Origin of the sequence: Mesorhizobium sp. M5C.F.Cr.IN.023.01.1.1 (genome assembly GCF_003997585.1) — a bacterium.
Classification (GTDB): Bacteria; Pseudomonadota; Alphaproteobacteria; order Rhizobiales; family Rhizobiaceae; genus Mesorhizobium; species Mesorhizobium wenxiniae.
The window spans coordinates 1-25,931 of the sequence record NZ_RZSU01000076.1 but is presented as its reverse complement, the minus strand read 5'-3'; the positions used below and the strand labels follow the sequence as shown (position 1 = coordinate 25,931).

The window sequence follows — 25,931 nt, the reverse complement described above, 5'->3', positions numbered from 1 at the left end:
CGTAACCCGGCGCGGCCGGCGACGGCTACCGCGATGTGACGCCTGGAAGAAAATTGTCCGGCAAAGGACTGGGCCGGCGGTCTTCGGAGGCAGTGTTCGGAAATGCAAAAGGGCGCCCTTCGACGCCCTTTGCGTAACTCAGTGCGCCACGCCGGCCCACACCTTGCGCTTGGTCAGATAGACCAGCGCGCCGAACAGCAACAGGAAGACCAGCACGCGAAAGCCGGTCTTCTTGCGGGCTTCCAGATGCGGCTCGGCCGCCCACATCAGGAAGGCCGACACGTCGCGGGAATACTGGTCGACCGTCTGCGGCGCGCCGTCGTCATAGGTCACCTGGTCGTCGGAGAGCGGGTTGGGCATCTTCAGCGACACGCCGGCTATGAAGTACGGATTGTAGTGCGTGCCTTCCGGTATCTCCATGCCCGCCGGCGGCTGCTCGTCATAGCCGGTCAGCAGCGAGTGGATATAGTCGGGACCGCCTTGGGCGTATTGTGTGAAGATGTCGAAGACGAAGCGCGGAAAGCCGCGCTCGACGCCGCGCGCCTTGGCCAGCAGCGACATGTCGGGCGGGGCAGCCCCGCCATTGGCGGCCGCTGCTGCCTGATCGTTGGGGAACGGCGCCGGGAAATAGTCGGACGGTATGCCGGGACGATCGAACATGTCGCCGGCATCGTTGGGACCATCATTGATCGTGTACTCGGCGGCCAGCGCCTTGACCTGCGCTTCCGAATAGCCAAGATCTTCCAGGGTGCGGAACGCCACCAATTTCATCGAATGGCAGGCCGCGCAGACTTCCTTGTAGACCTTCAGCCCGCGCTGCAACTGCGCCTTGTCGTAGGTGCCGAACGGCCCGGCGAAGCTCCAGTCCATCTCCTTCGGCTCGTGTATCGGGAAATGCGTCGGCGCGGCTTCGTTGTGCGCCTCCTCCTGGGCGATGGCCCCAGTGGTCGCGGCCGCAGTGCCTGCCAACACAAGGCCGAGCAGCGCCAGCGAGGTGAGAATCTTCTTCATGCCAAATCCCCTTGAGATTCTCTGCCGCGCCGTCGTCTCGAGCATGATCTTTTCCGAAAACCGGTCTCCACTTTTCGGCAACATGCTCAGCTCTTGGTTTCCGGTGCGGCTGTCGCGCGAGCCGGATGTCCGCCCCCGCCACCCTTGTTTTTCTCGAGCACCGCCTCGGTGATCGAATTCGGCAACCGCCGCGGGGTCTCGATCAGGCCGAGCACCGGCAGCACGACCACGAAGAAGGCGAAGTAGAACAATGTCGCCATCTGCGCCATGAAGACATAGCTGCCTTCGGCCGGCTGGGACCCCAGCCAGCCGAGCAGGACGGCATCGATCACGAACAGCCAGAAGAACAGCTTGTACCAGGGCCGGTAGACCGCCGAGCGCACCTTCGAAGTGTCGAGCCACGGCACCAGGAACAGCATGGCGATGGAGCCGAACATCGCGAGCACGCCACCGAGCTTGGAGTTGATCGGCCCGATATTGAAGGTGATGGCGCGCAGGATCGCGTAGAACGGCAGGAAGTACCATTCCGGCACGATATGGGCAGGCGTCTTCAGCGGGTCGGCGACTACGTAGTTGTCCGGATGGCCGAGGAAGTTCGGCAGGTAGAAGACGAAATAGGCGAAGATGAACAGGAACACGAGCATCCCGAACGCGTCCTTGATGGTCGCGTAAGGGGTGAAGGCGACGGTATCGGTCTTCGACTTGACCTCGATGCCGGTCGGGTTCGACTGGCCGACCACATGCAGCGCCCATATATGCAGCACGACGACGCCAGCGATCATGAACGGCAGAAGATAGTGCAGTGAAAAGAAGCGGTTCAGCGTCGGGTTGTCGACGGCGTAGCCGCCGAGCAAAAGCTGCTGGATCCAGTCGCCGACCAGCGGGATGGCGCTGAAGAAACCGGTGATGACGGTGGCGCCCCAGAAGCTCATCTGTCCCCAGGGCAGGACATAGCCCATGAAGCCCGTCGCCATCATCAGGAGGTAGATGATGCAGCCGAGGATCCACAGAAGCTCGCGCGGCGCCTTGTAGGAACCGTAGTAAAGGCCGCGGAAGATGTGGATGTAGACAGCGACGAAGAAGAACGACGCGCCATTCGAATGCATGTAGCGCAACAGCCAGCCCGAATTCACGTCGCGCATGATCTTTTCGACCGAATCGAACGCGAGAGTGCTGTCCGCCGCATAATGCATGGCCAGCACGATGCCGGTCAGCATCTGCGCCGCCAGCATGAGCGCCAGGATGCCGCCGAAGGTCCACGCATAGTTGAGGTTCCGCGGTACCGGATAGGCGACGAAGCTGTCATAGACCAGCCGCGGCAACGGCATGCGGGCGTCGAACCAGCGTCCGATACCGGTCTTGGGCGTATAGGTCGAGTGTCCCTCGCTCATCGAAATATCCCTTAGCCTTAGCCGATACGGATCTTGGTGTCGGAAATGAACTGGAACACCGGCACCGTCATGTTCTCCGGCGCCGGCCCGCCGCGGACGCGGCCGGCGGTGTCGTATACCGAGCCGTGGCACGGGCAGAACCAGCCGCCGAACTCGCCTTCCTGGCCGAGCGGAATGCAGCCGAGATGGGTGCAGACCTGAACCATCACCATCCAGGCCTCCTTGCCGGGCATGGTGCGGTTTGCGTCGGTTGCCGGCGCATCGGCCGGCAGATTGGCGTTGCGGGCGAGCGGATCCTTGAGCTGGGCCAGATTGACCGCCTCGCCGTCCTTCATCTCTTGTTCGGTGCGGTTGCGCACCACAACCGGCTTGCCGCGCCATTTCACGACAAGCGACATCCCCGGCGTCAGCGAGGAGACGTCGACCTCGACCGAGGCCAGCGCCAGCGTCGAGGCATCCGGGCGCATCTGGTCGATGAACGGCCAGGCGACGGCACCCGCGCCGACCACCGCGGCCATGCCGGTGGCGACGTAGAGGAAATCACGACGGTTGGGATCCTGGATGTCGGTTGCGCTCACGGGTGCCTGATCCTTTCGCCTCTTCCGTGCCGGTGGCGGAGGCTTGTTCCCCGCTCTTTCACGCCAACCCGACAGCGCATGGCGAACAGGCTAGCGAATTCCTCCGGCAATTGGCCTTCGGTTTATGCGTGAAGCCCGTTTTTGTCCAGACGGGTGAAGGCACAAGGGCAGATTGTCGCGGGGACGCAATTCGACGTCGGGCGGCGTGGCGACGAAGGCGGCGTAAACCACAGGAAAACAATGGCAAAACCGGCGCCCGCGTTTGGCTCGACAGGAGCCCCGGCCTCGGTCTATCCTCGGCTCATGGCGCATGTCATCGACCGCGACAAATGGGCCAAAGCGACCGGCCGCTGCCCCGACCATTGGCAAGGCGAACTGCAGGGCGGCGCCTACGGCTCCAAAAGCTGCCTGATCTTGAACTATCTGCCGGAGATCGGCGGCGGCCCGCGGCTGCACATGCATCCCTATTGCGAGATTTTCATCATCCGCACTGGCACCGGGCTGTTCACTGTCGGCGACCGGCAGATCGAGGCATCGGCCGGCCAGATCCTGATCGTGCCGCCGAACACGCCGCACAAATTCACCAATCTCGGCCCAGGCCCGCTGGAGACGATCGACATCCACGAGAATGGCAGCTTCGTCACCGACTGGCTGGAGTAGATCATGATCCCGAAGGTCCGCGTCAGCGAAAAGTGGAACCGGTTTTCGGAATAGAACGGCGTCAACTGGTGGTGAAAATCTGACGCTGGGGTGCCGCCTCAGCTCGTAGCGAACATTCGCGCCACCCCGGGAAATGTCGCCTCAGTCGAGGCTGGCCGGCGACGAGAACGGCTGATTGGCGTCGACCACGAAGATGGCCAGCTCATCGAGATCGGTTGTGCCGGCGCTGAACACTTCCATCGGCGTGTTGGCCCCGTGTCCGGTCATGGCCGTGCCGGCTTCGGCGTAGGTTACGCCGTGGGGCGTTCTCTGGCCGAGTTTGCCGGCCAGCACATAGAAGGCCTCCGGTCCCGGATGCGTATGGATCGGCGTCTTGGCACCGGGCGCTCCGCCGGCGCGGTTGACGCGCAGCAAATACTCGCTGGCGCTGATCGGCGGAAGGGGTCCGATCTCGACGACCTTGGCTCCGCCGGGCGTCGAGCCATCCTTCGGTCCAAGCGTGAACAGCCAGACCTTGCCCGCGACCTCCGCCGCAAGCGAGGTCGGGCCCGCAGCGCTCTGGGCCTGCGCCAGCGTTGGGAAATTTTCCAGCCGCCAGTACAACGGTCCGGAGGGCAGTTCCTTCAGCTTTTTCTCAACCACCGGCTCGACGGCGAATTTGCTGTCTGCGGGCATTGAGGCTGACGTCATCAGCGCGAAAGCACACAGTGAGAACAGAAGCACGCCAATACGGCGGGCGCTGAGAGAATGCGGCTTCATGGTCGGTCCTCCTTTGCATGGTTGCCCCTCGACCAAAATATTAGCTGCTACTAAGATAGCATCTGAGCCGCTTTACGGCACGACCAAATTCCGGGCTACCCCGAGAGCGCCTGCCGCCAAAGAAGTCGGATCGCACGAAGGTCCGCTTGTGGCGCGACCGCGCCGGCCGAGGCATCAGCTCGGATTGTACGGCGATGGAGCGTTCTACGTCTCAATCGGGCCGAGAGCAGACCGGCAGCTTCGGGCTGCGAATATTCAAGAGCGGACATTCAGGTTGGTGTGGGTATCGTCGTGACGTGACCCCTTTTGAGTGCGGGAACGTCGTCAATCGGGCCGACTTGCGCCAAAGTGCGCTCGCACCTGAACTTCGTCTTCGGTACCAGGCGTCAGATTTCAACACCGGTATCTATTTCGCGCCGAGCCTGGCCAGCACGGCCTTTGGAATATTGTATTCCCGGATCACTGCGTCGTGCTTGCGCAAGCCGCACAATTCGCGCTGGATGAAGTAGCCGTGGACGGCCTCCGCCGCGTCCTTGAGCAGCCGGGCACGTTGTTCGCCGTCATCGCCATGCTCACGCAGCTTCGTCAGCGTTTCATCAACGCGCCGGCCAGCGCGGCCGAGCGCCGCCGCCTTTTCGCCGAGGATTTCATGGCCGAGCAGGTCGAGCGCGCTCTCTTGCGCTCCCGACCGTCCGAAATTCGATGGCATTCGCACCGACATGGTCCACTCCGGTTATGCTGAAATCCTGGCCCTACTCCGCCGGCCGCGTCTCCTCGAGCACGCTCTCCTCGTTGAACAGGAAGCCGCCGGACTGCCGCTTCCACAGCCGCGCATAGAGCCCGTCGAGCGCCACCAGTTCGTCATGCGTGCCTTGTTCGACGATACGGCCGCCGTCGAGCACCACCAGGCGATCGAGTGCCGCGATGGTCGACAGCCGGTGCGCGATGGCGATGACCGTCTTGTTCTCCATCAGCCTCGCCAGATTTTCCTGGATGGCCGCCTCGATGTCGGAATCGAGCGCCGACGTCGCCTCGTCGAGTATTAGGATCGGCGCGTCCTTGAGGAAGACGCGGGCGATCGCCACGCGCTGGCGCTGGCCGCCAGACAATTTCACGCCACGCTCGCCGACAAAGGCCTCATAGCCCTGGCGATCACGATTGTCGCGCAAGTCGAGGATGAAGTCGTGCGCCTCGGCCTTTTTCGCGGCCGCGATCACCTCGGCGTCGGTCGCTTCCGGCATGCCGAGCTTGATGTTGTCGCGAAGCGAGCGATGGAACAGTGCGGTATCCTGGCTGACGACGCCGATATTGGCGCGCAGCGAATCCTGCGTCACCTTTGAAACATCCTGGCCGTCGATGGTGATCTTGCCGGCCTCGAGGTCGTAGAGGCGCAGGATCAGATTGGCGAGCGTCGTCTTGCCGGCGCCGGATGGCCCGACCAGTCCGACCTTCTCGCCCGGCCGCACGACGAGGTCGATGCCGGTGAGCACGCCGAACCCCTTGCCATAGTGGAACTCGACCTTCTTCACGTCGATCCGGCCGCCGGTCACGACAAGCTCCCTGGCGTCGGGTGCGTCGGTCAAGCCGAGCGGCTGCGAGATCAGCGCCTTGGAATTTTCCAGCACGCCGAGATTCCGCAGGATACTATTGAGCTGCATCATCAGCCGGCCGAGCAGCATGTTGAGTCGCAACACCAGCGATAGCGTGAAGGCGACGGCGCCGACTGTGATCGAGCCTTCGACCCAGAGATAGACCGCAAAACAGGCGATCGCGGTGATCATCATCCCCGACAGCGTCGTCAGCGCCATGCGCACGCCGGTCAGCCGGCGGGTGAACGGCCGCAGCGCCTCGAGATAGATATCGAAGCCGCTCCTGATGTAACGGTCGTCGCCATCGGCCGAGAACAGCTTCAGCGTCTGCACGTTCGAATAGGAATCGACGAAGCGGCCGGTGATCATCGAACCGGCCTCTGCGGTTTGCTCGGCATGCTTGCGGATCTCCGGCAGATAGCGCTTGGCCAGCCAGCCGAAGGCGGTGATCCAGATCACCACCAGCACCGCCAGCCGCAAGTCGAGGCCGGCGACCAGCACAAGCGTCGTCACCGTATAGACGACCATGAACCAGACGACCTCGATGAAGCTTTCCATCAAATCGCCGGTCGCCTGCCCTGCCTGCCAGACCTTTGTGGCGATGCGGCCGGCGAAATCGTTCTGAAAAAAGGCGTAGGATTGGCGCGAGACATGGCGGTGCGCCTGCCAGCGCACCAGATTGTAGAAGCCGGGGGTGATCGTCTGCTCGTCGACCAATGCCGCCAGGCCGACGACGATGGTGCGGACGACCAGCACCACGGCGCCCATGAAGACAAGTTCGGGACCGGCGGCAGTCCACAGCGCGTCCCAGCTGCGCTCGCCGGGGAGCTGGTCGAGAATGTCGACCAGCCTGCCGACGAAGTAGAACAGTCCGGCCTCGACCAGCGGCGCGATACCGCCGATGACCAGCATGGCGAAGAAGGCGACCTTCGCCTGGCCGACATAGTGCCAGAGGAAACCGCTGACGCTGATCGGTGGCCGAAGGGCCGCGGGCTCCCTGAACGGATAGACCCAGTTCTCGAACCAGCGATAGACGGCAATCATCATTCGGCGGCCATCATTCTGCTGCCCTCATTCTGCTGGCATCATTCTGCTGCTTGACCCTTGATGATGGCATCGTTGGCGGCGGCACCGTCGTCGAGCAGGAAGCCGCCCGACTGGCGCTGCCAAAGCTGCGCATAGAGTCCGCCGCCGGCGACGAGTTCCTCATGCGAACCTTCCTCGATGACACGGCCCTTATCCATGACGACGAGCCGGTCCATCGCCGCGATGGTCGAGAGCCGGTGCGCGATCGCGATGACGGTCTTGCCTTGCATGAGCTTGTAGAGGTTCTCCTGGATCGCCGCTTCGGCCTCCGAATCGAGCGCAGACGTCGCCTCGTCGAGGATGAGGATCGGCGCGTCCTTCAGCATAACGCGGGCAATGGCAATGCGTTGCCGCTGGCCGCCGGACAATTTGACGCCTCGATCGCCGACATGCGCATCGAAACCCGTGCGGCCACTGGCGTCCGAAAGCCTTGATATGAAATCAAGCGCCTCGGCGCGGCGAGATGCCTCGACCAGCATCTCGTCGCTGGCGCCCGGTCGGCCATAAAGGATGTTCTCGCGCACCGAACGATGCAGCAGCGAGGTATCCTGCGTGACCATGCCGATCTGGGCGCGCAGCGAATCCTGCGTCACCGCCGCGATTTCCTGGCCGTCGATCAGGATCTTGCCGCTCTCAAGATCGTAGAAGCGCAAGAGAAGGTTGACCAGCGTCGACTTGCCGGCGCCCGAGCGGCCGACGATGCCGACCTTTTCGCCCGGCTTCACCGTCAGCGACAGGCTTTCGATCACGCCCTTCTGTTTGCCGTAGTGAAAGCGGATGTCCTCGAAACGTATCTCGCCCTTGGTCACGGCAATATCCTTGGCCCCAGGCCTGTCTTCGACGAGGCGCGGCAGCGAGATCGAACTGATGCCGTCCTGCACCGTGCCGATATTCTCGAACAGGGTGGACATTTCCCACATGATCCATTGGGACATGCCCCACAGCCGAAGCACGAGGCCGATGACCAGGGCGACGGCGCCGATCGTCACCGCCTGGCCAAGCCACAGCCACAGCGAGATCGCGGTGACCGAAAACAACAGCAGCGAATTCAGGATGTAGAGCAGGCCGTAGAGCTGCGTCACCAGCCGCATCGACCGGTAAACGGTGTCGAGAAAGCCGGCCATGCCTTCCCGCGCGAAGGACGCCTCGCGCCGCGCATGCGAGAACAGCTTGACCGTCTGGATGTTGGAGTAGCTGTCGACGACGCGGCCGGTCATGGTCGAGCGCGCATCGGCCTGCTCCTCGCCGACCTTGCCCAATCGCGGGATGAAATAGCGCAAGAGCAGGATATAGCCGGCAAGCCAGACGGCAAGCGGTGCCGCCAGCCGCCAGTCGGCCGAGCCGACAATGAACAGCATCCCGAGGAAATAGACCACGACATAGTTGAGCACGTCGATGAGCTTGATGACGCATTCGCGCACGGCGAGCGCCGTTTGCATCAGCTTGGTCGCGATGCGCCCGGCGAACTCGTCCTGATAGAAGGCCATCGACTGCTTGAGCAGGTAACGATGCACCTGCCAGCGGATACGCATCGGATAGTTGCCCATCAGCGTCTGCTGGTTGAGGAGCGCATGGAACCAGACCGTCGCCGGCAGCGCGAAAACCACGATGAAAGCCATGCCGGCGAGCTTCCAGCCCTCGGTCTGCAGGAATGTCTCGCGATTCTGCGCCGACAGCCAGTCGACGATCCGGCCCATGAAGCCGAACATCCAAACCTCGGCAAGGGCGATAGCCGTCACCAGCATCGCATCGACAGCGATGTAGGGCCAGGCGCCGCGCGTATAGTGCACGCAGAAGGCGATCAGCGTCTTCGGCGGCTCGACCGGCTCCTCGGCAGGGAACGGATCGAGCCTTGTTTCAAACCAGCGGAACATTGTCTTGGTACTCATATGCTTGTTTTCGCTCACACGGCGCGGAGCGCGTGGCATCCTTGGGGCGCGTAGCGTCCTGGGATCGCGTGGCGGCAAGGGCCGGCGTCCTGGACTCACCCGGGCCGCCGGTCCTGCTTCGCGCAATATAGGATGTCGCGGGCTTTTCGCCGACAGGCTCGCTTGACGATCCTGACAGTGCTGTGTCGACGGCCCGGAGTTTCGCGCCGGTTTTTGCGCCGGGCCGGATCAGCCTGATGATCCGGCGCACCAGCGACGGCCGGCTGCGGTCGGGAACCGCGCGCGAGAAATCGACGTCCGGCAGCATGCCGCGATGCGGGCGCCGGCGGGTCTCGGCGTGAGCCGCAGACGAATAGGTTTCGCCGATCAAAAGCGCCGATGTCGCCATCCTGCGCTCGTGCAGGCTTCTTGAACCGGGAATTTTGCAGGGATCGAACATCGGTCCGTCCTCCATGTGAAAATACGGAAAAAAGTCCGGCCTGTTCGCGGGCCAATGGCCGGCGAAAGGCAGGGATTGAACAGAGGCGTGTTCAGGCGGGGCGTTCAGCCCCTTCGACAGCTTGAAAAACATCGCAGGATTCCTTCGAAGGCCGAAAAGGGGTTTCGGCTAAGAATCGGTGCGATCGAAGTCTAAAAGGTCAGGAGAATCGTCGTACCGAAACCGCCGGCAGGCTGGTAAGCCCACAAGAGGGGCGCTGGATGTACATGATCATCATGAATTACCCCTCCATCGGTTCGGGTTGACAATGCCCGGCGTATAACCGACTTCGCAGAAAATGACCACCCGCCAGTCCAGCAATTTCCAAAACCGCGAGCCTGCTGTGGCCGATCTGCCACTTATTAGAAGGATGCGGAAATGAACAACCGTCTCCGCATCGCGCTCTACCAGCCGGATATCGCCGGCAACACCGGAACAATCCTGCGCTTCGCCGCTTGCCTCGGTCTCGGCGTCGACATCATCGAACCGGCCGGCTTCCCGCTCTCCGACCGGGCGCTGAAACGGGCCGGCATGGATTATCTCGAAATGGCGCGGCTTTCCCGGCATGTCGACTGGCACGCCTTTGAGGACTGGCGCAGAGGCGAAGCGCGGCGGCTGGTGCTGCTCTCGACCAGAGCCGCGATCGCCTACACCGATTTCGCCTTCGCCGACGCCGACATTCTTTTGTTCGGCCGTGAATCCGCAGGCGTGCCGGATCCTGTCCACGAGGCGGCGGATGCGCGACTGATCATCCCGATGCAGCCCGGCGCGCGCAGCATCAACGTCGCGCTTTCCGTCGCCATGGTGGCCGGCGAAGCGATCCGGCAGCTCGGATAGGATTTGCAGACGGTCGACGGCAGCGATTATGGCCGCTTTCTGGCCGACGACCGCACCCTCTCTTGTCATTCTCACCCAGGCGCACATCGCCTTCTCCTGCGGTTTGCATGTCCAGGGTTTCTTCGTTACAAGCTCAACTTAACTTGAGGTCAAGCGGAAAATTCGAATGGCTGCGGTGATGGAACTGACGGTCGGCCAGGTGGCTACGCGAAGCGGGGTGGCGGTATCGGCGCTGCATTTCTACGAGGCGCGCGGACTGATCCGCAGCCACCGCACATCAGGCAACCAGCGGCGCTACGGCCGCGACGTGCTGAGGCGTGTGGCGATCATCAGGATCGCGCAGGAGGTCGGCATCTCGCTGGCCGAGATCGGTGCTGCACTTGAATCGCTGCCTGAGGGCCGCACACCGACGCGCGAGGACTGGAACCTGCTTTCAACGGCCTGGCGCGACCAGCTCGATCAGAAGATTGCCCAGCTGAAGAAGCTGCGCGACGGGCTGACCGACTGCATCGGCTGCGGCTGCATGTCGATCGACAAGTGCCCGCTGCGGAACAAGGAAGACCGATTGAGCGCCCAAGGCCCAGGAGCAAGGCGGTTGTTGGTCGCTCGTTAATCTGCCGCCGGCAATCGCCTGATGGTGAACTCGATGACGTCGCCCGGCCGCTCGAACCAGCTTTCGATCTCGGTCCAGTAGGCCTGCTTGGGAAAGCGCTCGAACCACTCCTTCGCCTTAAGCCGTGCATCGGAGCGCGGCAGGACGAAGGTCTCGCGCAGGAACCCGTCGCGCGGCATACGCTCGCGTTCGGCGCGCGAACGGTCGAGCCTCTTCTTCAGGCCATCCAGCGGCGGTCTTGCCGGGGTGCGCACGAAAGAACTCCATTCACACTTGACCCTTGCACCTAAGAGATTAGGGATCGCGGCCGGAAAAGACGAGTCATTTGTCGGGGTACGCGCCCCACAACCGGAGACAGCATTTGCAACGACCCGAAATACCGGCGGGGCTGCCGGCCGACATCGAACAGAAGAAGATGAAGGCGCGGCTGTGGTTCGAGACGTTGCGCGAGCGCATCTGCGCCGCTTTCGAGCAGATCGAACAGGACCTGCAGGGGCCGCAGGCCTCATGGTCGCCCGGCCGCTTCGAAAGGACGCCGTGGGAGCGCGACGCCGGCAAGGGCGGCGGCGGCATCATGTCGATGATGCGTGGCCGCGTCTTCGAGAAAGTCGGCGTCCACACCTCCACCGTCCATGGCGAGTTCTCGCCGGAGTTCAGGAAGCAAATGCCGGGCGCCGAGGAAGACCCGCGCTTTTGGGCGAGCGGCATTTCGCTGATCGCCCATCCGTGGAACCCCAACGTGCCGGCCGTGCATATGAACACGCGCATGGTCGTCACCTCGCGCCAGTGGTTCGGCGGCGGCGCCGACCTGACGCCGGTGCTCGACCGTCGCCGCAACCAGGAAGACCCGGACACGGTTGCCTTCCACCGGGCCATGCAATTCGCCTGCGAGAAGCACGCTGGCGTCGCCGACCACGCGAAATTCAAGGCCTGGTGCGAGGAGTATTTCTATCTGCCGCACCGCAACGAACCGCGCGGCACCGGCGGCATCTTCTTCGATTGGCTGCATTCGGGTGAGGACAAAGGCGGCTGGAACGCCGATTTCAACTTCGTCCAGGATGTCGGGCGATCTTTTCTCGTCGTCTACGGACATCTGGTGCGGGCCAATTTCAACGACAACTGGACCGACGGCGACCGTGAAGAACAGCTTATTCGCCGCGGCCGCTATGTCGAATTCAACTTGCTTCACGATCGCGGCACTATCTTCGGACTGAAGACCGGCGGCAACGTGGCCTCGATCCTCTCCAGCCTGCCGCCGGAAGCGAAATGGCCGTAAAATCTCGGTGAGTTGGACGTGAGCCGCAATCAGGTCCAAATCGTTTGATTTTGGCGGCGAATGTGGCGCGCAGAATATCTTTTTCGTCTAATATCCATTTGAAAAAGCACGACTATTTTTCGTGCCGGGCCGGGAAACGCCGGCGGTTCATCCTCCCCTAGAACCGCGACCCGACGCGACCGGACGGCCCATGATTGAGTGGGGCACCTTCCCAAAATGGTGCCTCTCATTTCCAGGAGAGCATGCCATGCGCAAGCTTATTATGTCGGTTGCGGCTGCTGCCGTTCTTGCCTCTGGTGGCGCTGCATTTGCAGCGGTCAAGCACACCACGGGCACAGTCAAGACCTATGATCGAACGGCCATGAGCCTTGTTCTGGATGACGGATCTACCTTTACGCTGCCCAAGGCCTTCAAGAATCCTGGCCTGAAGGCCGGCGAAAAGGTCCGCGTTTCGTGGGACATGAGCGGCAAGCACAAAATTGCCGAGGCAGTCAAGATCATGAAGTGATCGCCTGCCCGCTGAAGCAAGACGAGGTCTTGCCTCCGGGGTAGCGTAAGAGGGCGGAGCGCTGCTCCGCCCTTCGGTTTCTCGTGCATGACCCCAAAAACCGATTCCGGTTTTCGGAAGGATCATGCGCAGATGACAAAACCTTAGAGTCCGTCCGGGAATTCATAACCTGTGGTGCTGGCCTAATTAGCACACTCGCGGGCTATTTAGGCCAGCACCGCCTGCGCCTGCTCAAGACGCAGCAGGCCATTCTATCTGACGATAATGATAATGAGGCGGAGATTGAGGATGAGGCCGCCCACTGAGGCGGCCTCTGTGCTACTAGCTCACACTACTGACCTTTGCGAGGGTCGTCAGCCGGGTTGATGTACTCGATCCCTCCCGGGCCAACGTACTGGACTTGCAGGATCGCTTCCTCGCTTCCAGTCCAGGCATAATGCGCGTGCTTTGCCGGGTACATCCACATTGATCCCGGTTTCAACAGATCGCCTTTTTTCTCGCCCGTTTCGCCACTGCTCGTTCCAATACGACCGCTGATCACAGTCACGACCTCGGAAAACGGGTGGGTGTGCGGTGGCATCTGGAAATTTGGCGGGAACTTGATGCGTTGGACGACTGTCTCTCCGGCCTTGGTCGGATCGCCTACCAACGTGGCAATCTGAATACCCTTCGGAAAGGCCGGGTTTTCCTTCCACGTCAGGGAGTCGGGCATTATGACACTAGTATGCATCGCGTCTTCGGCAAGGACAGCGCCGGCCATCAGGAAGAGACTTGTTGAGAGCAGCAAGGCTTTCATAGCTTTCATAGCTTTCATAGCAACCTCCTATTCCCCCGGATGCAGGCGCTTAGGAGCATAGCACTGGCGGCCCGTTCGTTCACGCTAAATTAGGACACTACGGTGCAGGCATGAGCGGCTCGATCAGAGCCCGCTCGGCATCGGTCAGATCGGTTTCTAGCGCAGGCCAATTCGGCTATGCTGTTGTTGGGTGATCGCGGTCCACATGGCGTTTCCAAGGTAGGCTTCAGCACCCTCTTGGAATCACCGCAATCCCGGCTACTCAACCCATTTCCGGACAGGCTCTTGGAGAGCCGCGCGTCCACCGGACTAACGCAACCAAAACCATTCGATCGTGTTATGCTTGCTCGGCCAGCGCATGGCCCGAATACCGATACCCGGTTTTCAACAGGGATCATGCATCGATCAAGGTGCTGGAGCTTCCGTGTCAGAGCAGATGCGGCGCTCCGAGGAGGAAAAGGGAGAAATCCGATGAAGGAATTCCACTGCGGCTCGCTCGTTCCGGGTTGTGACTGGCATACGCGCGCCGACGAGGAAGCCGAAATCATGCGTCGTGCGGTCGAGCACATGCGTGAGACGCATGGCGAGACGATCATCCGCGAGACGATGATCGAAGCCATCCGCTCGCGCATCGAAAAGCCCCGCGATGCGGCCTGAATTTGCCTAAGACACTGTTTCGAAATTCGCTCTGGCGAGTCCTATGGTGGTGGTTTCGAGAACCGGAGCGACATTAGAGCGCTGCGCGTCCACTTGGACGCGCAAAGGACGCTCTAACACTTTGCATTTGCGCATGATCCCTTTCCCGGAAACCGAAATCGGTTTCCGGGGTCATGCGCTGGTCCGTGAGCACCGGAAGCGCAGAAAACGCCATCATATGACTCGCCAGAGTAGAGTTTCCAAACGGTCTCTAACTTTCGAGTGCTTCTGCGGCGCGCTCGAGGAGCGCGCCGCGATCCAGCGCAAAACCCGACTCGACCCACTCGTTTTCAAGGTTTTTCAAGGTTGCGCCGAGTTTCGGTCCGGGCGACGCGCCAAGCGTTGTCAGATCGGCGCCCTTGAGCGGAAAGTCAGGCTTTTTCCATTTTCCGGCGAAGGCGAGCAGGCGCGAGAAGCCGCCGGCTTCGAGCAGCGCGTCATTGTCCTCGACGGCGCGGCTTCGAGCTGAAGCGAGCGACAGCCGCAAGCGATCGACAAGGCCCTGATGATCGCCACGATAGAGCCGTTTTGCGAGTTCCGCTTCGGTCGTCTCTGGCTCGACAGGCGCTGTCAGCGCCCACTGCCTGAGACGGCCGGCATCGCTGACGGAGAATCTCAGCCGCTCAGCCAGCGTCTTCAGCCGCGCGGCGTCCGGCGGCACGATCGCTTCCAGCCTGAGCAGCGGGTCCGGCGTCCAGCTTAGAGCCTCCTCGGCCCTGGTCAGCGCATGGATCGCATCTATGCCCCATTTCTCGCTCTCCGGCAGAACGCAGGTGAGCACGCTGGCCTGGCGCATCCACAGCAAGGCGCGCGATGGATCGGGGGCCGACAGCAGCTTCTTCAGCTCGGACCAGACGCGCTCGACCGAGAGTTGGCCAAGCCCCTCCTTGAGCCGGGCGCACGCCTTCAGCCCTTCGGCATCCGGCCGGCCGTCGCCATACCAGGCGAAGAAGCGGAAAAAGCGCAGGATGCGCAGATAATCCTCGCGGATGCGCGCCTCCGGATCGCCGATGAAACGCAGCCGGCGCGCCTCGATGTCGGCGACGCCGCCGACCAGGTCGACGATCGTCCCGTCGGCCTCGGCATAAAGCGCGTTGATGGTGAAATCGCGCCGTTCCGCGTCGGCCTTCCAGTCGCGCCCGAACGACACCTTGGCCCTCCGTCCGTCGGTCTCGATGTCGGCGCGGAGCGTGGTCACCTCGAACGGCTTCCCGCCGGCGACAATCGTGATGGTGCCGTGCTCGATGCCGGTCGGCACGGCCTTGAATCCCGCCGCCTCGGCGCGGCGGATGGTTTCATCAGGCACGGTCGTGGTGGCGATATCGACGTCGGCGACCGGTTGGCCGATGAGCGCATTGCGCACCGCGCCGCCGGCGACGCGCGCCTCCTCGCCGCCATCCGCCAGCGCCGCCAGCAGGCGCTGCAGGTGCTTTTCGCCGAGCCAGTCGGCTTTGCCCGCGAGCGACACCCGGCCGCTCACGTATAGAGCCTTTCATAGAGCGTGCGGATGATGCCGGCGGTGACGCCCCAGATGCGTTGTCCGTCATAGGGCATCTCGTAGAAGACCCATTCGAGGTCGTTCCACATGCGGCTGTCGCGGCCGTGGTTGGCCGGGTCCATCAGGAAGCGCAGCGGCACTTCGAAGGCGGCGTCGACCTCCTCCGAATTCAGCGTCAGTGAAAAACCCGGCCGCACTATTCCCAGCACCGGGGCGATGCGGTAGCCGCTGCCGGAGATATAATCGGGCATGCGGCCGATGATCTCGACCCGGTCCTGGCCAAGCCCGATCTCCTCGAATGTTTCGCGCAATGCCGCCGCCTCCGGGCTCGGGTCTGTTGGGTCGATCGTGCCGCCCGGAAAAGCCACCTGACCCGAATGGTTGCGCAGATTTTCCGCCCGTTTGGTCAGCAGAACCGTGGCATCGCGTCCGTGATCGACCACCGGGATCAGCACGGCGGCATCGCGCAGCGCCTTTGCGAGCTTCAAACGCGGATGGCCGGGGTTGAAGCGATGGTCGCCATAATCGTCGGTGGCATGCGCCAGCGGCTGCGCCGCGACGCGGGCGCGAAAATCCTCGGCCGAAAACGGCGCCCGCGTCACCTGGTCCATAGCGTCACCTGGTCCATCATACGCTGCCCATCATGCGCTCAGCCGCTGCAGTTTTTCCGCCGGCATTATCGGATAGACCGCGCCCTTCGAGCGGACGGCAAACATCCTTCTGCCGCCGACATCGATCTCTTCGCCATGCTCGACCAGTTCGTACATGACCGGCCGCGCCACCAGCGCTTCCAGCCGCCCGCGCACCAGCACATAGGGTTTCAGGCCACCGGTCGCGTCTTCGTCGACGAAGCGTAGCGGATGGTCCGGTCCGGCCTCGACCACGTCGCCGACATTGGTGCGGAAAGTGATGACTTGGCCATCGCCGGTGCCGGAAACGTCCATCTCGACGGCGATGAAGGGCGCATCGACGACGCGGATGCCGACCCTTTCCACCGGTGTTACAAGATAGGTCTTGCCGTCTTTGTCCTTGCGCAGCACGGAGGAAAACAGCTGCACCAGCGGCATGCGGCCGATCGGCGTACCCTGGTAGAACCAGGTGCCGTCCTCTCTGATCTCCATGTCGAGATCGCCGCAAAAGGCCGGATTCCAGCGCTCCACCGGCGCCGGCCCCTTGCCCGCGCGGGCGGCACGCGAGATCAGTGCCTCCAGTCCGCGCGCCTCGGTGGCGGCCGTCAGGCTCTCTTCACGATCGTCGGCGCGTTCTGTCATGGTCACGAAATAGTCACTGTTGTTCCGCTTGTCAGCCTAAGCCAGTGATTTAAGTTCAAAGACAGGCGCCATGCGAGACCGAATCGCGGCACTCTGCAGCGTCGAAGGTGCGAGCCGGTATCTCCAACGAGAAGGATCGATGCTGCATGAGCGTGATGATCAAGGAAAGCCCGATCAGCGAAAAGGACATGATAGGCCAGGCCGAGACGGCGCTGGCCGACATTTCCAGGGTTCGCGATGGCGTCGGCCGCGTCATCTTCGGCCAGGAAAGCGTCGTCGAACGCACGCTGGTGGCGCTGCTCGCCGGCGGCCATGCGCTGCTGGTCGGCGTGCCCGGCCTCGCCAAGACCAAGCTGGTCGAGACGCTGGGCATCGTGCTCGGCCTCGATTCCCGCCGCATCCAGTTCACGCCCGACCTGATGCCGTCCGACATACTCGGCTCCGAGGTGATGGAGCAGGACGAATTCGGCAAGCGTTCCTTCCGCTTCATCTCCGGGCCGATCTTCGCGCAGCTGCTGATGGCGGATGAGATCAACCGCGCCTCGCCGCGCACCCAGTCGGCGCTGCTGCAGTCGATGCAGGAATACCACGTCACCATCGCCGGTGTCCGCCACGACCTTCCGGCGCCCTTCCACGTATTGGCGACGCAGAACCCGCTGGAGCAGGAAGGCACCTATCCGCTGCCCGAGGCGCAGCTCGACCGCTTCCTGATGCAGGTCGACATCCTCTATCCGGAAATCGAGGCGGAGCGCCGCATTCTTCTGGAAACCACCGGCATCGAGGACGCCAGGGCGCAGAACGTGCTGCAGCCGGCGCGGCTGAAGGAGATCCAGACCCTAATCCGCCGCATGCCGGTACCGGAAAGCGTCGTCGAGGCGATCCTCCAGCTGGTGCGCTCGGCGCGCCCCGGCCAGGGCAATGCCGAGACCGACAAGCACGTCGCCTGGGGCCCAGGCCCGCGCGCCAGTCAGGCGTTGACCCTGTGCGCCCGCGCCCGCGCCCTCTATGACGGACGGCTGGCGCCGTCGGTCGACGATATCAGAGCGCTGGCCGAGCCTGTGCTGCAGCACCGCATGGCGCTGACCTTTGCCGCCCGTGCCGAGGGCACGACCGTGCGCGACGTGGTGGCGAAACTGGCAAAAGGCATCTGATGGCGCGTATAGGCGAGGCCCAGGCACCGGCAGCGACGCGTGACGCGCTCGCCCGCGGCCGGTTGCGGGCGTCGCTGGTGCCCGACCTGCTGGTCGAGGCACGCCGCATCGTCAACACGGTGATCGCCGGCTGGCACGGCCGCCGCAAGCGCGGCATCGGCGAGAATTTCTGGCAGTTCCGGCCCTATGTCGAAGGCGATTCCTCGCGTGTCGACTGGCGCCGCTCGGCCCGCGACGATCACATCTATGTGCGAGACCGCGAATGGGAGGCCGCCCATACGGTGTGGCTGTGGGCAGACCCCTCGCCTTCCATGCTCTACAAATCGACCGGCGCCACCGTCTCGAAGGAATCCCGCGCGCTGGTGCTGGCGCTGGCCATGGCAGAGCTTCTGTCGCGCAGCGGCGAACGCATCGCCTGGCCCGGACTGACCGATCCGTTCACCGCCCGCAACGGCGCCGAGCGCATCGCAGCACAACTCACCCATGCCGGCGAATTGCCGGCAAAGCCCGACCTGTCCGCCATCCGCCGCTTCTGCGACATCGTCATCGTCAGCGACTTCCTCGATCCGGTGGAGGACACCATCGCCTGGCTCGACGTGCTCGCCCGCCACGGCGTGCGTGCCCATCTGATCGAGGTCGCCGACCCCGCCGAGGAGCGATTCCCCTATGCCGGCCGCACCGAGTTCACCGATCCCGAGACCGGCGACAAGTTGACCGCCGGCCGCGCCGAAACGCTGGGCGATGATTACCGGCTGCTTTACATCGCCCGCCGCCAGGAACTGACCGACTGGTGCAAGCGGCTCGGCTGGAGCTTCACCGTCAACCACACCGACCGTCTCGCCTCCGATGCGCTGGTGCGTGTCCACATGGCGATGACCGTCGATGGCAGCTCAGGCGGGAGGATCCGCGCATGAGTTGGCTGCCGCTCTCCTTCGGGGCGCCGATGGTGCTGTGGGGCCTTCTGGCACTGCCGGTGATCTGGTGGCTTTTGCGGTTCACCCCGCCCAAACCGCAGACCGAGGTCTTCCCGCCGCTGAAGATCCTGGCCCGGGTGCTGAAGCGCGAGGAGACGCCGCAACAGAGCCCGTGGTGGCTGACGCTGCTCAGGCTGCTGATGGCGGCTCTTATCGTTACGGCGCTGGCCGAACCCGTGTTCAACCCGCGTGAAAGACTGCCGGCCGAGGGCGCCGCTCTTGCGCTGGTCATCGACAATGACTGGGCAACTGCCGCCGACTGGGGCCAGCGCGTCGCCACCGCCGAACGGCTGATCACCGATGCCGGCTCCAACGACGTGCCTGTCATCATCGCCTTCACCGCCGAGAAGCCGAATGCCGAGATCGGCCCGTTCGACGCCGCCACCGCGCTCGACCGGCTGCGCGCGGCAAAGCCGCGGCCGATCCCGACCGACCGCCCCGCCGTCTACGCGCGCGTCGCGGCAACCCTGGAGACCTTGCCGGGCGCCAGTGTCGCCGTGCTCGCCGACGGTCTGGCGGCGGAAGGCGACGAGGCCGCCTTCAACACGCTTTTGTCGAAGAACGCCGCCCGTGTCGTCTGGGCCGCCTCCGACCGGCCTAGCTTGACCGGCCTGACCGGCGCCGACAACCAGGTGGACGGCTTCGAGCTGACCGCCATCCGCGCGCCGGGCGATCCGACTCCGGCTCAGGTGACCGCCGGCGCCTTCGACGACAAGGGCCGCCGCATCGCCGACGCCACGCTGACCTTCTCGCCGGGCGAATCCACCGCCACCGGCACGATGGCGGTGCCGTTCGAACTGCGCAACGACTTCGCCTCGATCGCGCTCGACGGCCAGCGGCAGGCCGGCGCCGTCCGCGTGCTCGATGAGAATTCCAAGCGCCGTCGCGTCGGACTGCTGTCGCAGGCCGAAGCCGACCAGGCGCAGCCGCTTTTGTCGCCGCTGTACTACATCCGCCGCGCGCTGCAGCCCTTCGCCGATCTGGCCGAAGCGTCGAGCGCCGACCTTGCCGACGCCATCCCACAGCTCCTCGACCAGAAGCCGGCGATGATTGTCATGGCCGATGTCGGCACCATTCCGGAGCAGGTGCGGCAGCGGCTGGTCGACTGGGTCGACAATGGCGGCACGCTGGTGCGGTTCGCCGGCTCGCGGCTGGTGGCCGCCGGCAATGACGACGACCTGCTGCCGGTCAGGCTGCGTACCGGCGAGCGTTCGCTCGGCGGCGCACTGTCATGGACGACGCCACAGCCGGTCACCGACTTCCCGAAGACCGGTCCCTTCTCCGACCTCGCTCCGCCGGCCGAAGTCACCGTCACCAAGCAGGTGCTGGCCGAGCCGACGCCCGACATCGTCGAGCGCACCTGGGCCACTCTTGCCGACGGCACGCCGCTGGTGACCGGGATGAAGAAGGGCAAGGGCACGCTCGTCCTGTTCCATGTCACGCCGGAGGCGACCTGGTCGAACCTGCCGATCTCCGGCAGCTTCGTCGAGATGCTGCGCCGCATCGTGCAACTGTCACGCAACCAGGGTGCAGCGGTCGCCAATGCCGAAGCCGCCGCCACCTCGCTGGCGCCCTACCGCATGATATCAGCCGACGGCACGCTGGTGCCGCCGACGCCGGATGCACGGCCACTGGTGCCGGGCGCCGGCCCGCTGCCGGTGACGTTCGAGAACCCGCCTGGCCTCTACGGCTCCGAAACCGGCGTCCTCGCCCACAATCTGCTCAATGCTGAAAGCAGATTCGCACCGCTGGTCCGTCCTCAGATCACCGTGCCGGTCACCACCATCCAGTACGCCTTCGACGAATCGCACAATTTGAAGGGCCCGCTGGTGGCGGCAGCCCTTTTGCTGATGGTGCTCGACACGCTGGCCGTGTTCTGGATGGGCGGCCTGTTCTCGCGCCGGCCGCGCCGCGCCGGCACGGCTGCTGCAACCTCAGCCGCTCTGCTGATTGCGCTCGGCGCGCTGGTCGGCCACACCGACATCGCCCGCGCCGACGATTCCAAACCCGGCGACGAGCGGGCGATCGAGGACATTTCGAAGACCCGGATCGCCTATGTGCAGACCGGCGAACGGAGCGTCGATTCGATCAGCCAAGCCGGGCTGGAGGGCCTGACCCGCTTCCTGATCGAGAAGACCGCGCTCGAGCCGGGGGCGCCGGCGAGCGTCGATATCTCGAAGGACCAGCTGTCCTTCTATCCCCTGATTTACTGGCCCATCGACCCTGCCGCACCGATGCCGAGCCAGGCCGCGATCGGCCGCGTCGACGCCTACATGCAGCAGGGCGGCACGGTGCTGTTCGACACCCGCGACCAGTTCGCCACCGGCATCGGCGCGGATTCGGCCAGCCCGGCGACCGAGCGGCTGCGCGACATCCTCGGCAATCTCAACGTGCCGCCGCTGGAACCGGTGCCGTCGGATCATGTCCTGACGAAATCCTTCTACATCCTGCCTGAGTTTCCCGGACGTTTCGCCGGCGGTCCGCTCTGGGTCGCGGCGTCGCTCGAAGCCACCAACACCGAGAACCGCCCGGTGCGCACCGGCGACGGCGTCTCGCCGATCATGATCACCGCCAATGATTTCGCGGGCGCCTGGGCGGTCGACGAGAATGGCGACCCGCTTTTGCCGACAGTGCCGTCGGACCCGATGCAGCGCATTTATGCGCTGCGCGCCGGCGTCAACATCATGATGTACATGCTGACCGGCAACTATAAATCCGATCAGGTGCACGTGCCGGTGCTGCTCGAACGGCTGGGGCAGTAAGCCATGAACTGGTCGCTCGCCTTCGAACCGCTCATCTCCTTGCCGCTGCTTGGCTTGGTGCTGGCGCCGCTGTTGCTGCTGGCATTGGCCGGACTTTGGTTTCGCCAGCGCGGCGCGGTCTTCCGTTTTGCCGCCCTGCTCGCGCTGGGCGCGGCCCTGCTCAACCCTGTGTTCCTCGACGAAGAGCGCGAGGCGCTGAAAAGCGTCGTCGCCGTCGTCGTCGACCGCAGCCAAAGCCAGGACATTGGCGAGCGCACCAAGCAGACCGACGAGGCGCTGGCCGGGCTTCAGCAGCGCCTTGGCCGCTTCAAGCAGTTCGACGTCCGCGTCGTCGAGGCCGGCAAGTCGGAAGCCGCCGAGGAGCGCACCGAAACGCGGCTTTTCGGCGCGCTTGAAAGCGCTTTCCGCGACGTGCCGCCTTCGCGCATCGGCGGCGCCATCATGATCACCGATGGCGAGGTGCACGACGCCCCCGGCGGCACACCCGACTTCAACGCCCCGCTGCACGCGCTGATCACCGGCAACGACCAGGAAAAGGATCGCCGCATCCGCTTCGAGAATGCGCCGCGCTTCGGTCTGGTCGGCAAGCCGCTCGAAATGACCTATCGCGTCCTCGGCACCAACAACGAGGCCGGCTCGGTCGACGTGCGCGTGTCGGTCAATGGCGAGCAGGTTTCGGTCGAGCGCGCCACCATCGGCCAGGCCATGCCGCTGCAAGTGACCATTCCCGGCGCCGGCCGCAACATCGTCGAACTCGCTATCGATCCCGAGCCCGACGAACTCACCGACACCAACAACCGCGCCATCGCGCTGATCGACGGCATCCGCGAGAATTTGCGCGTGCTGCTGGTCTCCGGCGAGCCGCATGCCGGCGAGCGCACCTGGCGCAACCTTCTGAAATCCGACGCCTCGGTCGATCTGGTCCACTTCACCATTCTGCGGCCGCCGGAAAAGCAGGACGGCACGCCGATCAACGAATTGTCGCTGATCGCCTTCCCGACGCGCGAGCTGTTCGTCGAGAAGATCAAGGATTTCGACCTGATCATCTTCGACCGCTATCAGCACCGCGACGTGCTGCCGATCCTCTATTACGACTACATCGCCGAATATGTCGAAAAGGGTGGCGCACTGCTGATCGCCGCAGGGCCCGAATATGCCGGCGAAAGTTCCATCGCCCGCACGCCTTTGATGTCGGCGCTGCCGGCGATGCCGACCGGCGAAGTCGTCGACAAGGCCTTTTACCCGCGCCTCACCGAACTCGGCCAGCGCCATCCGGTGACGCGCGGGCTCGACGGCTCCGCCACCGAGCCGCCGCACTGGAGCCGCTGGTTCCGCACCATCGGCGTCGAAAACCCCGAGGGCGAGGCGGTGATGAAGGGGGCAGACGACCGTCCGCTGCTCCTGCTCGATCGCAAGGGCGAAGGCCGCGTCGGCATGTTTCTGTCCGACCAGGGCTGGTTGTGGGCGCGCGGCTTCGAGGGCGGCGGCCCGCATGTCCAGCTCTATCGCCGCATCGCCCACTGGCTGATGAAGGAGCCTGAACTCGAGGAGGAGCGGCTGACCGCCGACGGCCGCGGCATGATGCTGGAAATCCGCCGCCAGACGATGAGCGACGATCCCGGCCCGGCGCAGATCATCACCCCGTCCGGCAAGGCGATGACCACCAAGCTGGAGAGAGCCGAACCCGGCGTCTTCCTGGGCAGCATCGAAACTAGCGAGATCGGCCTCTACCAGGTCGGAAATGGCGACCTGAAGGCGCTTGCCCATGTCGGCCCGGTCAATGCGCCGGAATTCACCGACGTCGTCTCCACCGAGAACCGGCTGAAAGCGCCGGCCGAGGCCACCGGCGGCAGCGTGCGCCGGCTGGCGCAATCGTCGGCCCTTGGCAACCTCACCGGCGGCGTGACGCTGCCGTCGGTCGTCCCGGTCCGCTCCACGGGCGCGGCCGCCGGCAACGACTGGATCGGCCTGCGCACCACCGACGACAGCGTGCTGAAGGCCGTCTCGCGCGTGCCGCTGTTCGGCGGGTTCCTCGGCCTCGGCCTGCTGCTTCTGGCATTGGGCTCGATGTGGTACCGCGAGGGGCGATAGCGCAGCGGTTTGTCCTTCTCCCCTTGTGGGAGAAGGTGGATTGGCGCGCAGCGCCAAGACGGTTGAGGGGTGCTGGACGGAGTGCCGTGACGCCAAGCTGGAACACCCTCATCCGACGGAGCTGCGCTCGGCCAGCCGCTCCCCAGGGGAGAAGGAAAAACCGGGCACTACTCCTCCGGTTCCGTCGTGAACATCAGCGGGTAGCCCTTGGCCTTGCCGGCATCGGTCGCCCGCGTCGCCTTGGTCTCGGCGACGTCCCTGGTGAAGACGGCGACGACGCAGACGCCGCGCTGGTGCGCGGTGATCATCACCCGCCGCGCCTGATCTTCGCTCAGCTTGAATTCGCCCTTGAGCACCGTCACCACGAACTCGCGCGGCGTGAAATCGTCATTGAGAAGGATGACCTTGTAGAGCTTCGGCCGTTCGATTTGCGGCTTCGTTTTGGTGCGGGGTTTGGCGACGATCTCAGGCATCGGAACCGGCAACTGCGCGCAAGAATTTCGCTTTTATTCTGACATGGACGAAAGCAATCGTCCATTTTGGACCGCCCGCAAACCGCCTTCCCGGCGGGCGCGGCCGTTCACAAGTCCGTGCCTATGTGGGACCGCCGCCAAGCCGCGCAGACCGCGAAGAAACGATACGGGCCGTTTCGTTTAGAAATAGCTACCGCCGCAACACCGCCGACAGCACGTCCCTGATGCCGATAGCGCCGACGAAGCGCGACTGGTCGTCAAACAGCGCCACCGGTGCGGTCTGCGAGCGGTGCATTGCCAGCATCACGGTCTTCAGCGAGGTGCCGGGATTGGCCCAGAACACCTGCGCCGTCTCCTCCGGCTGCGCCTCGACATCGGCGCAGGACACCCAGAACGCCGGCTTGCCGTCGCGCTCGGCAGCCGTCACCAGCCCGTGCTCGTCGATCTTGAAACGCGTCGTCTTGCGGCGGTCGAGCCACACCCAGCCGTCCTGGCCGTGCTCGAGGTCACGGCGGTCGCGCATCACGTTCCAGGCGGTCAGCACCGAGAGCGGATTCACATTGGCGATGAAGTCGCGGACATAGTCGTTGGCGGGGCGCAGCACGATGTCTTCCGGCGCGCCGGTCTGCACGATGCGCCCGCCTTCCATGATGGTGATGTGGCTGCCGATCTTCAGCGCCTCCTCGAGGTCGTGGCTGACGAAGATGATGGTCTTTTTCAGTTCTGCCTGAAGCTGCAGCAACTCGTCCTGCAGCTTGGTCCGGATCAGCGGGTCGAGCGCCGAGAACGGCTCGTCCATCAGCAGGATCGGCGCTTCGGTGGCAAACGCACGCGCCAGCCCGACGCGCTGCTGCATGCCGCCGGAAAGTTCGTGGGCGTATTTCGACGCCCACTGGTCGAGGCCGACGAGCTTCAACTGGCGCTCGACGCGCGCCTTACGCTCGGCGTCGGGCACGCCGGAAAGCTCGAGGCCGAAGCCGACATTTTCCGCGACGGTGCGCCAGGGCAGAAGGCCGAACTGCTGGAACACCATGGCGACCCGCGTCTGTCGGATGTGGCGCAGCGTGGCGGCGTCGCAGGCCGCGACATCGACCATACGGTCGCCGTCCTTGACCATGACATTGCCGCGCGCCGGCACGTTGAGCAAGTTGACGGCGCGGAGCAGCGTCGATTTGCCGGAGCCGGAGAGGCCCATCAGGACGGAAATCTCGCCCTCGTTGACGGTCAAATTGGCGCCGGCGCAGCCGAGCACGGCGCCGGTCTTCTCCAGGATTTCCTCACGCGTCGCGCCGCTGTCTACGAGCGCCAGCGCTTCCTTGCGCGCCGCGCCGAAGACGATGTCGACATTCTTGAAATCGACCGCAGCGCTCATTTGGCGGTTCCCGTGCCGATGCGGCTGATGCGGTCGAGGATGATGGCGAGCACGACGATGGCGAGGCCGGCCTCGAGCCCGAGCGGGATGTTGACCGAGTTCAGCGCGCGCACCACCGGCTTGCCAAGGCCGTTGGCGCCGATGAGCGCAGCGATCACGACCATTGAGAGGC

The 25,931-nt window shown here is 64.1% G+C and carries 25 protein-coding genes and 2 pseudogenes; 10 read left to right on the top strand and 17 right to left on the bottom strand.

The window, feature by feature from the left end; genetic code table 11:
* Positions 1-138: 138 nt before the first annotated feature.
* The 3 genes from EOA78_RS25205 to petA all read right to left on the bottom strand — a co-directional run bounded on the left by EOA78_RS25205 (position 139) and on the right by petA (position 2,980).
* Positions 139-1,011, bottom strand: a complete 873-nt coding sequence (locus tag EOA78_RS25205) for a cytochrome c1 (protein ID WP_127317476.1) — start codon at positions 1,009-1,011, stop codon at positions 139-141.
* Positions 1,012-1,097: 86 nt separating this feature from the next.
* Entirely contained in the window at positions 1,098-2,402 is a 1,305-nt protein-coding gene (locus tag EOA78_RS25200; protein ID WP_127317475.1) for a cytochrome b N-terminal domain-containing protein, read from the bottom strand.
* Positions 2,403-2,419: 17 nt separating this feature from the next.
* Positions 2,420-2,980 (bottom strand): ubiquinol-cytochrome c reductase iron-sulfur subunit, encoded by a 561-nt coding sequence (gene petA / locus EOA78_RS25195; protein ID WP_127317474.1) that lies wholly within the window; start codon positions 2,978-2,980, stop codon positions 2,420-2,422.
* Between the two features lie 303 nt (positions 2,981-3,283).
* On the opposite strand from petA, the gene EOA78_RS25190 reads away from it, so the two are divergent.
* On the top strand, positions 3,284-3,640 hold the full coding sequence (locus tag EOA78_RS25190) for a cupin domain-containing protein (protein ID WP_127317487.1): 357 nt from the start codon (positions 3,284-3,286) through the stop codon (positions 3,638-3,640).
* 141 nt (positions 3,641-3,781) lie between these two features.
* Here the strand turns inward: EOA78_RS25190 and EOA78_RS25185 are convergent, their stop codons facing one another.
* The 5 genes from EOA78_RS25185 to EOA78_RS25165 form a co-directional block, all read right to left on the bottom strand.
* Positions 3,782-4,399, bottom strand: coding sequence for a cupin domain-containing protein (locus tag EOA78_RS25185; RefSeq protein ID WP_127317473.1), 618 nt, complete (start codon positions 4,397-4,399; stop codon positions 3,782-3,784).
* 406 nt (positions 4,400-4,805) lie between these two features.
* Positions 4,806-5,120 carry a DUF6665 family protein gene (locus EOA78_RS25180; protein WP_127317472.1) on the bottom strand — a complete coding sequence of 105 codons (315 nt, stop codon included), beginning with the start codon at positions 5,118-5,120 and terminating at the stop codon, positions 4,806-4,808.
* A 31-nt stretch (positions 5,121-5,151) separates the two neighbouring features.
* Positions 5,152-7,035, bottom strand: a complete 1,884-nt coding sequence (locus EOA78_RS25175; protein ID WP_127317471.1) for an ABC transporter ATP-binding protein — start codon at positions 7,033-7,035, stop codon at positions 5,152-5,154.
* A gap of 38 nt (positions 7,036-7,073) precedes the next feature.
* Positions 7,074-8,948: an ABC transporter ATP-binding protein gene (locus tag EOA78_RS25170; RefSeq protein ID WP_127317486.1), complete on the bottom strand. Its 1,875-nt coding sequence runs from the start codon at positions 8,946-8,948 to the stop codon at positions 7,074-7,076.
* Positions 8,932-9,402: a hypothetical protein gene (locus EOA78_RS25165; protein ID WP_127317470.1), complete on the bottom strand. Its 471-nt coding sequence runs from the start codon at positions 9,400-9,402 to the stop codon at positions 8,932-8,934. Before EOA78_RS25165 ends, EOA78_RS25170 begins: the two co-directional genes overlap by 17 nt.
* Positions 9,403-9,819: 417 nt before the next feature.
* Between EOA78_RS25165 and EOA78_RS25160 the strand changes: the two genes are divergently transcribed.
* Complete coding sequence (locus EOA78_RS25160; protein WP_127317469.1) at positions 9,820-10,278, top strand: tRNA (cytidine(34)-2'-O)-methyltransferase; 459 nt, start codon at positions 9,820-9,822, stop codon at positions 10,276-10,278.
* A gap of 166 nt (positions 10,279-10,444) precedes the next feature.
* Complete coding sequence (gene soxR / locus EOA78_RS25155) at positions 10,445-10,891, top strand: redox-sensitive transcriptional activator SoxR (RefSeq protein ID WP_127317468.1); 447 nt, start codon at positions 10,445-10,447, stop codon at positions 10,889-10,891.
* On the opposite strand, the gene EOA78_RS25150 is transcribed toward soxR, so the two are convergent.
* Positions 10,888-11,145 carry a hypothetical protein gene (locus tag EOA78_RS25150; protein WP_006202578.1) on the bottom strand — a complete coding sequence of 86 codons (258 nt, stop codon included), beginning with the start codon at positions 11,143-11,145 and terminating at the stop codon, positions 10,888-10,890. The genes soxR and EOA78_RS25150 overlap by 4 nt on opposite strands.
* A gap of 107 nt (positions 11,146-11,252) precedes the next feature.
* Here EOA78_RS25150 and hemF point away from each other — a divergent pair, with 107 nt between their 5' ends.
* Together hemF and EOA78_RS25140 are read left to right on the top strand one after the other, a co-directional pair.
* A complete protein-coding gene (gene hemF / locus EOA78_RS25145) occupies positions 11,253-12,167 on the top strand; it encodes an oxygen-dependent coproporphyrinogen oxidase (RefSeq protein WP_127317467.1) in 915 nt (304 codons plus the stop codon).
* Between the two features lie 247 nt (positions 12,168-12,414).
* Entirely contained in the window at positions 12,415-12,675 is a 261-nt protein-coding gene (locus EOA78_RS25140; RefSeq protein ID WP_127317485.1) for a DUF1344 domain-containing protein, read from the top strand.
* 331 nt (positions 12,676-13,006) lie between these two features.
* Here EOA78_RS25140 and EOA78_RS25135 read toward each other — a convergent pair whose 3' ends face one another.
* Together EOA78_RS25135 and EOA78_RS25130 are read right to left on the bottom strand one after the other, a co-directional pair.
* Complete coding sequence (locus tag EOA78_RS25135; RefSeq protein ID WP_245477736.1) at positions 13,007-13,489, bottom strand: cupin domain-containing protein; 483 nt, start codon at positions 13,487-13,489, stop codon at positions 13,007-13,009.
* Positions 13,490-13,571: 82 nt separating this feature from the next.
* Positions 13,572-13,678 (bottom strand): annotated as a pseudogene (locus EOA78_RS25130) (IS5/IS1182 family transposase); the annotation flags it as partial.
* A 264-nt stretch (positions 13,679-13,942) separates the two neighbouring features.
* Between EOA78_RS25130 and EOA78_RS25125 the strand changes: the two are divergent.
* Positions 13,943-14,128: a DUF1059 domain-containing protein gene (locus tag EOA78_RS25125; RefSeq protein WP_029349897.1), complete on the top strand. Its 186-nt coding sequence runs from the start codon at positions 13,943-13,945 to the stop codon at positions 14,126-14,128.
* 250 nt (positions 14,129-14,378) lie between these two features.
* Here EOA78_RS25125 and EOA78_RS25120 read toward each other — a convergent pair whose 3' ends face one another.
* The 3 genes from EOA78_RS25120 to EOA78_RS25110 are packed head-to-tail and all read right to left on the bottom strand — an operon-like array spanning position 14,379 to position 16,936.
* Entirely contained in the window at positions 14,379-15,647 is a 1,269-nt protein-coding gene (locus tag EOA78_RS25120) for a CCA tRNA nucleotidyltransferase (protein ID WP_127317466.1), read from the bottom strand.
* Positions 15,644-16,276 carry a CoA pyrophosphatase gene (locus EOA78_RS25115; RefSeq protein WP_127317465.1) on the bottom strand — a complete coding sequence of 211 codons (633 nt, stop codon included), beginning with the start codon at positions 16,274-16,276 and terminating at the stop codon, positions 15,644-15,646. The genes EOA78_RS25120 and EOA78_RS25115 overlap by 4 nt, the downstream gene beginning before the upstream one ends.
* Before the next feature lie 30 nt (positions 16,277-16,306).
* Positions 16,307-16,936 carry a DUF1285 domain-containing protein gene (locus EOA78_RS25110; RefSeq protein ID WP_127317483.1) on the bottom strand — a complete coding sequence of 210 codons (630 nt, stop codon included), beginning with the start codon at positions 16,934-16,936 and terminating at the stop codon, positions 16,307-16,309.
* A 146-nt stretch (positions 16,937-17,082) separates the two neighbouring features.
* Here EOA78_RS25110 and EOA78_RS25105 point away from each other — a divergent pair, with 146 nt between their 5' ends.
* From EOA78_RS25105 to EOA78_RS25090, 4 genes are read left to right on the top strand one after another with little or no spacing between them, the layout of a single operon-like run.
* Entirely contained in the window at positions 17,083-18,087 is a 1,005-nt protein-coding gene (locus tag EOA78_RS25105) for a MoxR family ATPase (protein ID WP_127317464.1), read from the top strand.
* Complete coding sequence (locus tag EOA78_RS25100) at positions 18,087-19,001, top strand: DUF58 domain-containing protein (protein ID WP_127317463.1); 915 nt, start codon at positions 18,087-18,089, stop codon at positions 18,999-19,001. The genes EOA78_RS25105 and EOA78_RS25100 overlap by 1 nt, the downstream gene beginning before the upstream one ends.
* Positions 18,998-21,823: a DUF4159 domain-containing protein gene (locus tag EOA78_RS25095; RefSeq protein ID WP_127317462.1), complete on the top strand. Its 2,826-nt coding sequence runs from the start codon at positions 18,998-19,000 to the stop codon at positions 21,821-21,823. Before EOA78_RS25100 ends, EOA78_RS25095 begins: the two co-directional genes overlap by 4 nt.
* A 3-nt stretch (positions 21,824-21,826) precedes the next feature.
* Entirely contained in the window at positions 21,827-23,914 is a 2,088-nt protein-coding gene (locus tag EOA78_RS25090) for a hypothetical protein (RefSeq protein WP_127317461.1), read from the top strand.
* A gap of 167 nt (positions 23,915-24,081) precedes the next feature.
* On the opposite strand, the gene clpS is transcribed toward EOA78_RS25090, so the two are convergent.
* The 3 genes and pseudogenes from clpS to EOA78_RS37275 all read right to left on the bottom strand — a co-directional run.
* On the bottom strand, positions 24,082-24,387 hold the full coding sequence (gene clpS, locus EOA78_RS25085) for an ATP-dependent Clp protease adapter ClpS (protein WP_127317460.1): 306 nt from the start codon (positions 24,385-24,387) through the stop codon (positions 24,082-24,084).
* A gap of 190 nt (positions 24,388-24,577) precedes the next feature.
* Positions 24,578-25,759 carry a choline ABC transporter ATP-binding protein gene (gene choV / locus EOA78_RS25080; RefSeq protein ID WP_127317459.1) on the bottom strand — a complete coding sequence of 394 codons (1,182 nt, stop codon included), beginning with the start codon at positions 25,757-25,759 and terminating at the stop codon, positions 24,578-24,580.
* Positions 25,756-25,931 (bottom strand): annotated as a pseudogene (locus tag EOA78_RS37275) (choline ABC transporter permease subunit); the annotation flags it as partial. The gene choV and the pseudogene EOA78_RS37275, both read right to left, overlap by 4 nt.

Bases quoted from the DNA above. Each gene is read 5' to 3' on its own strand.
- EOA78_RS25190 (WP_127317487.1), top strand. From the start codon at position 3,284: ATGGCGCATGTCATCGACCGCGACAAATGGGCCAAAGCGACCGGCCGC.
- EOA78_RS25185 (WP_127317473.1), bottom strand. From the start codon at position 4,399: ATGAAGCCGCATTCTCTCAGCGCCCGCCGTATTGGCGTGCTTCTGTTC.
- EOA78_RS25110 (WP_127317483.1), bottom strand. From the start codon at position 16,936: ATGACAGAACGCGCCGACGATCGTGAAGAGAGCCTGACGGCCGCCACC.
- EOA78_RS25095 (WP_127317462.1), top strand. From the start codon at position 18,998: ATGAGTTGGCTGCCGCTCTCCTTCGGGGCGCCGATGGTGCTGTGGGGC.
- EOA78_RS25125 (WP_029349897.1), top strand. From the start codon at position 13,943: ATGAAGGAATTCCACTGCGGCTCGCTCGTTCCGGGTTGTGACTGGCAT.
- EOA78_RS25205 (WP_127317476.1), bottom strand. From the start codon at position 1,011: ATGAAGAAGATTCTCACCTCGCTGGCGCTGCTCGGCCTTGTGTTGGCA.
- soxR (WP_127317468.1), top strand. From the start codon at position 10,445: ATGGCTGCGGTGATGGAACTGACGGTCGGCCAGGTGGCTACGCGAAGC.
- choV (WP_127317459.1), bottom strand. From the start codon at position 25,759: ATGAGCGCTGCGGTCGATTTCAAGAATGTCGACATCGTCTTCGGCGCG.
- EOA78_RS25135 (WP_245477736.1), bottom strand. From the start codon at position 13,489: ATGAAAGCTATGAAAGCTATGAAAGCCTTGCTGCTCTCAACAAGTCTC.
- EOA78_RS25165 (WP_127317470.1), bottom strand. From the start codon at position 9,402: ATGTTCGATCCCTGCAAAATTCCCGGTTCAAGAAGCCTGCACGAGCGC.
- EOA78_RS25100 (WP_127317463.1), top strand. From the start codon at position 18,087: ATGGCGCGTATAGGCGAGGCCCAGGCACCGGCAGCGACGCGTGACGCG.
- EOA78_RS25140 (WP_127317485.1), top strand. From the start codon at position 12,415: ATGCGCAAGCTTATTATGTCGGTTGCGGCTGCTGCCGTTCTTGCCTCT.
- EOA78_RS25105 (WP_127317464.1), top strand. From the start codon at position 17,083: ATGAGCGTGATGATCAAGGAAAGCCCGATCAGCGAAAAGGACATGATA.
- EOA78_RS25200 (WP_127317475.1), bottom strand. From the start codon at position 2,402: ATGAGCGAGGGACACTCGACCTATACGCCCAAGACCGGTATCGGACGC.
- EOA78_RS25170 (WP_127317486.1), bottom strand. From the start codon at position 8,948: ATGTTCCGCTGGTTTGAAACAAGGCTCGATCCGTTCCCTGCCGAGGAG.
- EOA78_RS25180 (WP_127317472.1), bottom strand. From the start codon at position 5,120: ATGTCGGTGCGAATGCCATCGAATTTCGGACGGTCGGGAGCGCAAGAG.
- clpS (WP_127317460.1), bottom strand. From the start codon at position 24,387: ATGCCTGAGATCGTCGCCAAACCCCGCACCAAAACGAAGCCGCAAATC.
- EOA78_RS25160 (WP_127317469.1), top strand. From the start codon at position 9,820: ATGAACAACCGTCTCCGCATCGCGCTCTACCAGCCGGATATCGCCGGC.
- EOA78_RS25175 (WP_127317471.1), bottom strand. From the start codon at position 7,035: ATGATGATTGCCGTCTATCGCTGGTTCGAGAACTGGGTCTATCCGTTC.
- EOA78_RS25090 (WP_127317461.1), top strand. From the start codon at position 21,827: ATGAACTGGTCGCTCGCCTTCGAACCGCTCATCTCCTTGCCGCTGCTT.
- EOA78_RS25115 (WP_127317465.1), bottom strand. From the start codon at position 16,276: ATGGACCAGGTGACGCGGGCGCCGTTTTCGGCCGAGGATTTTCGCGCC.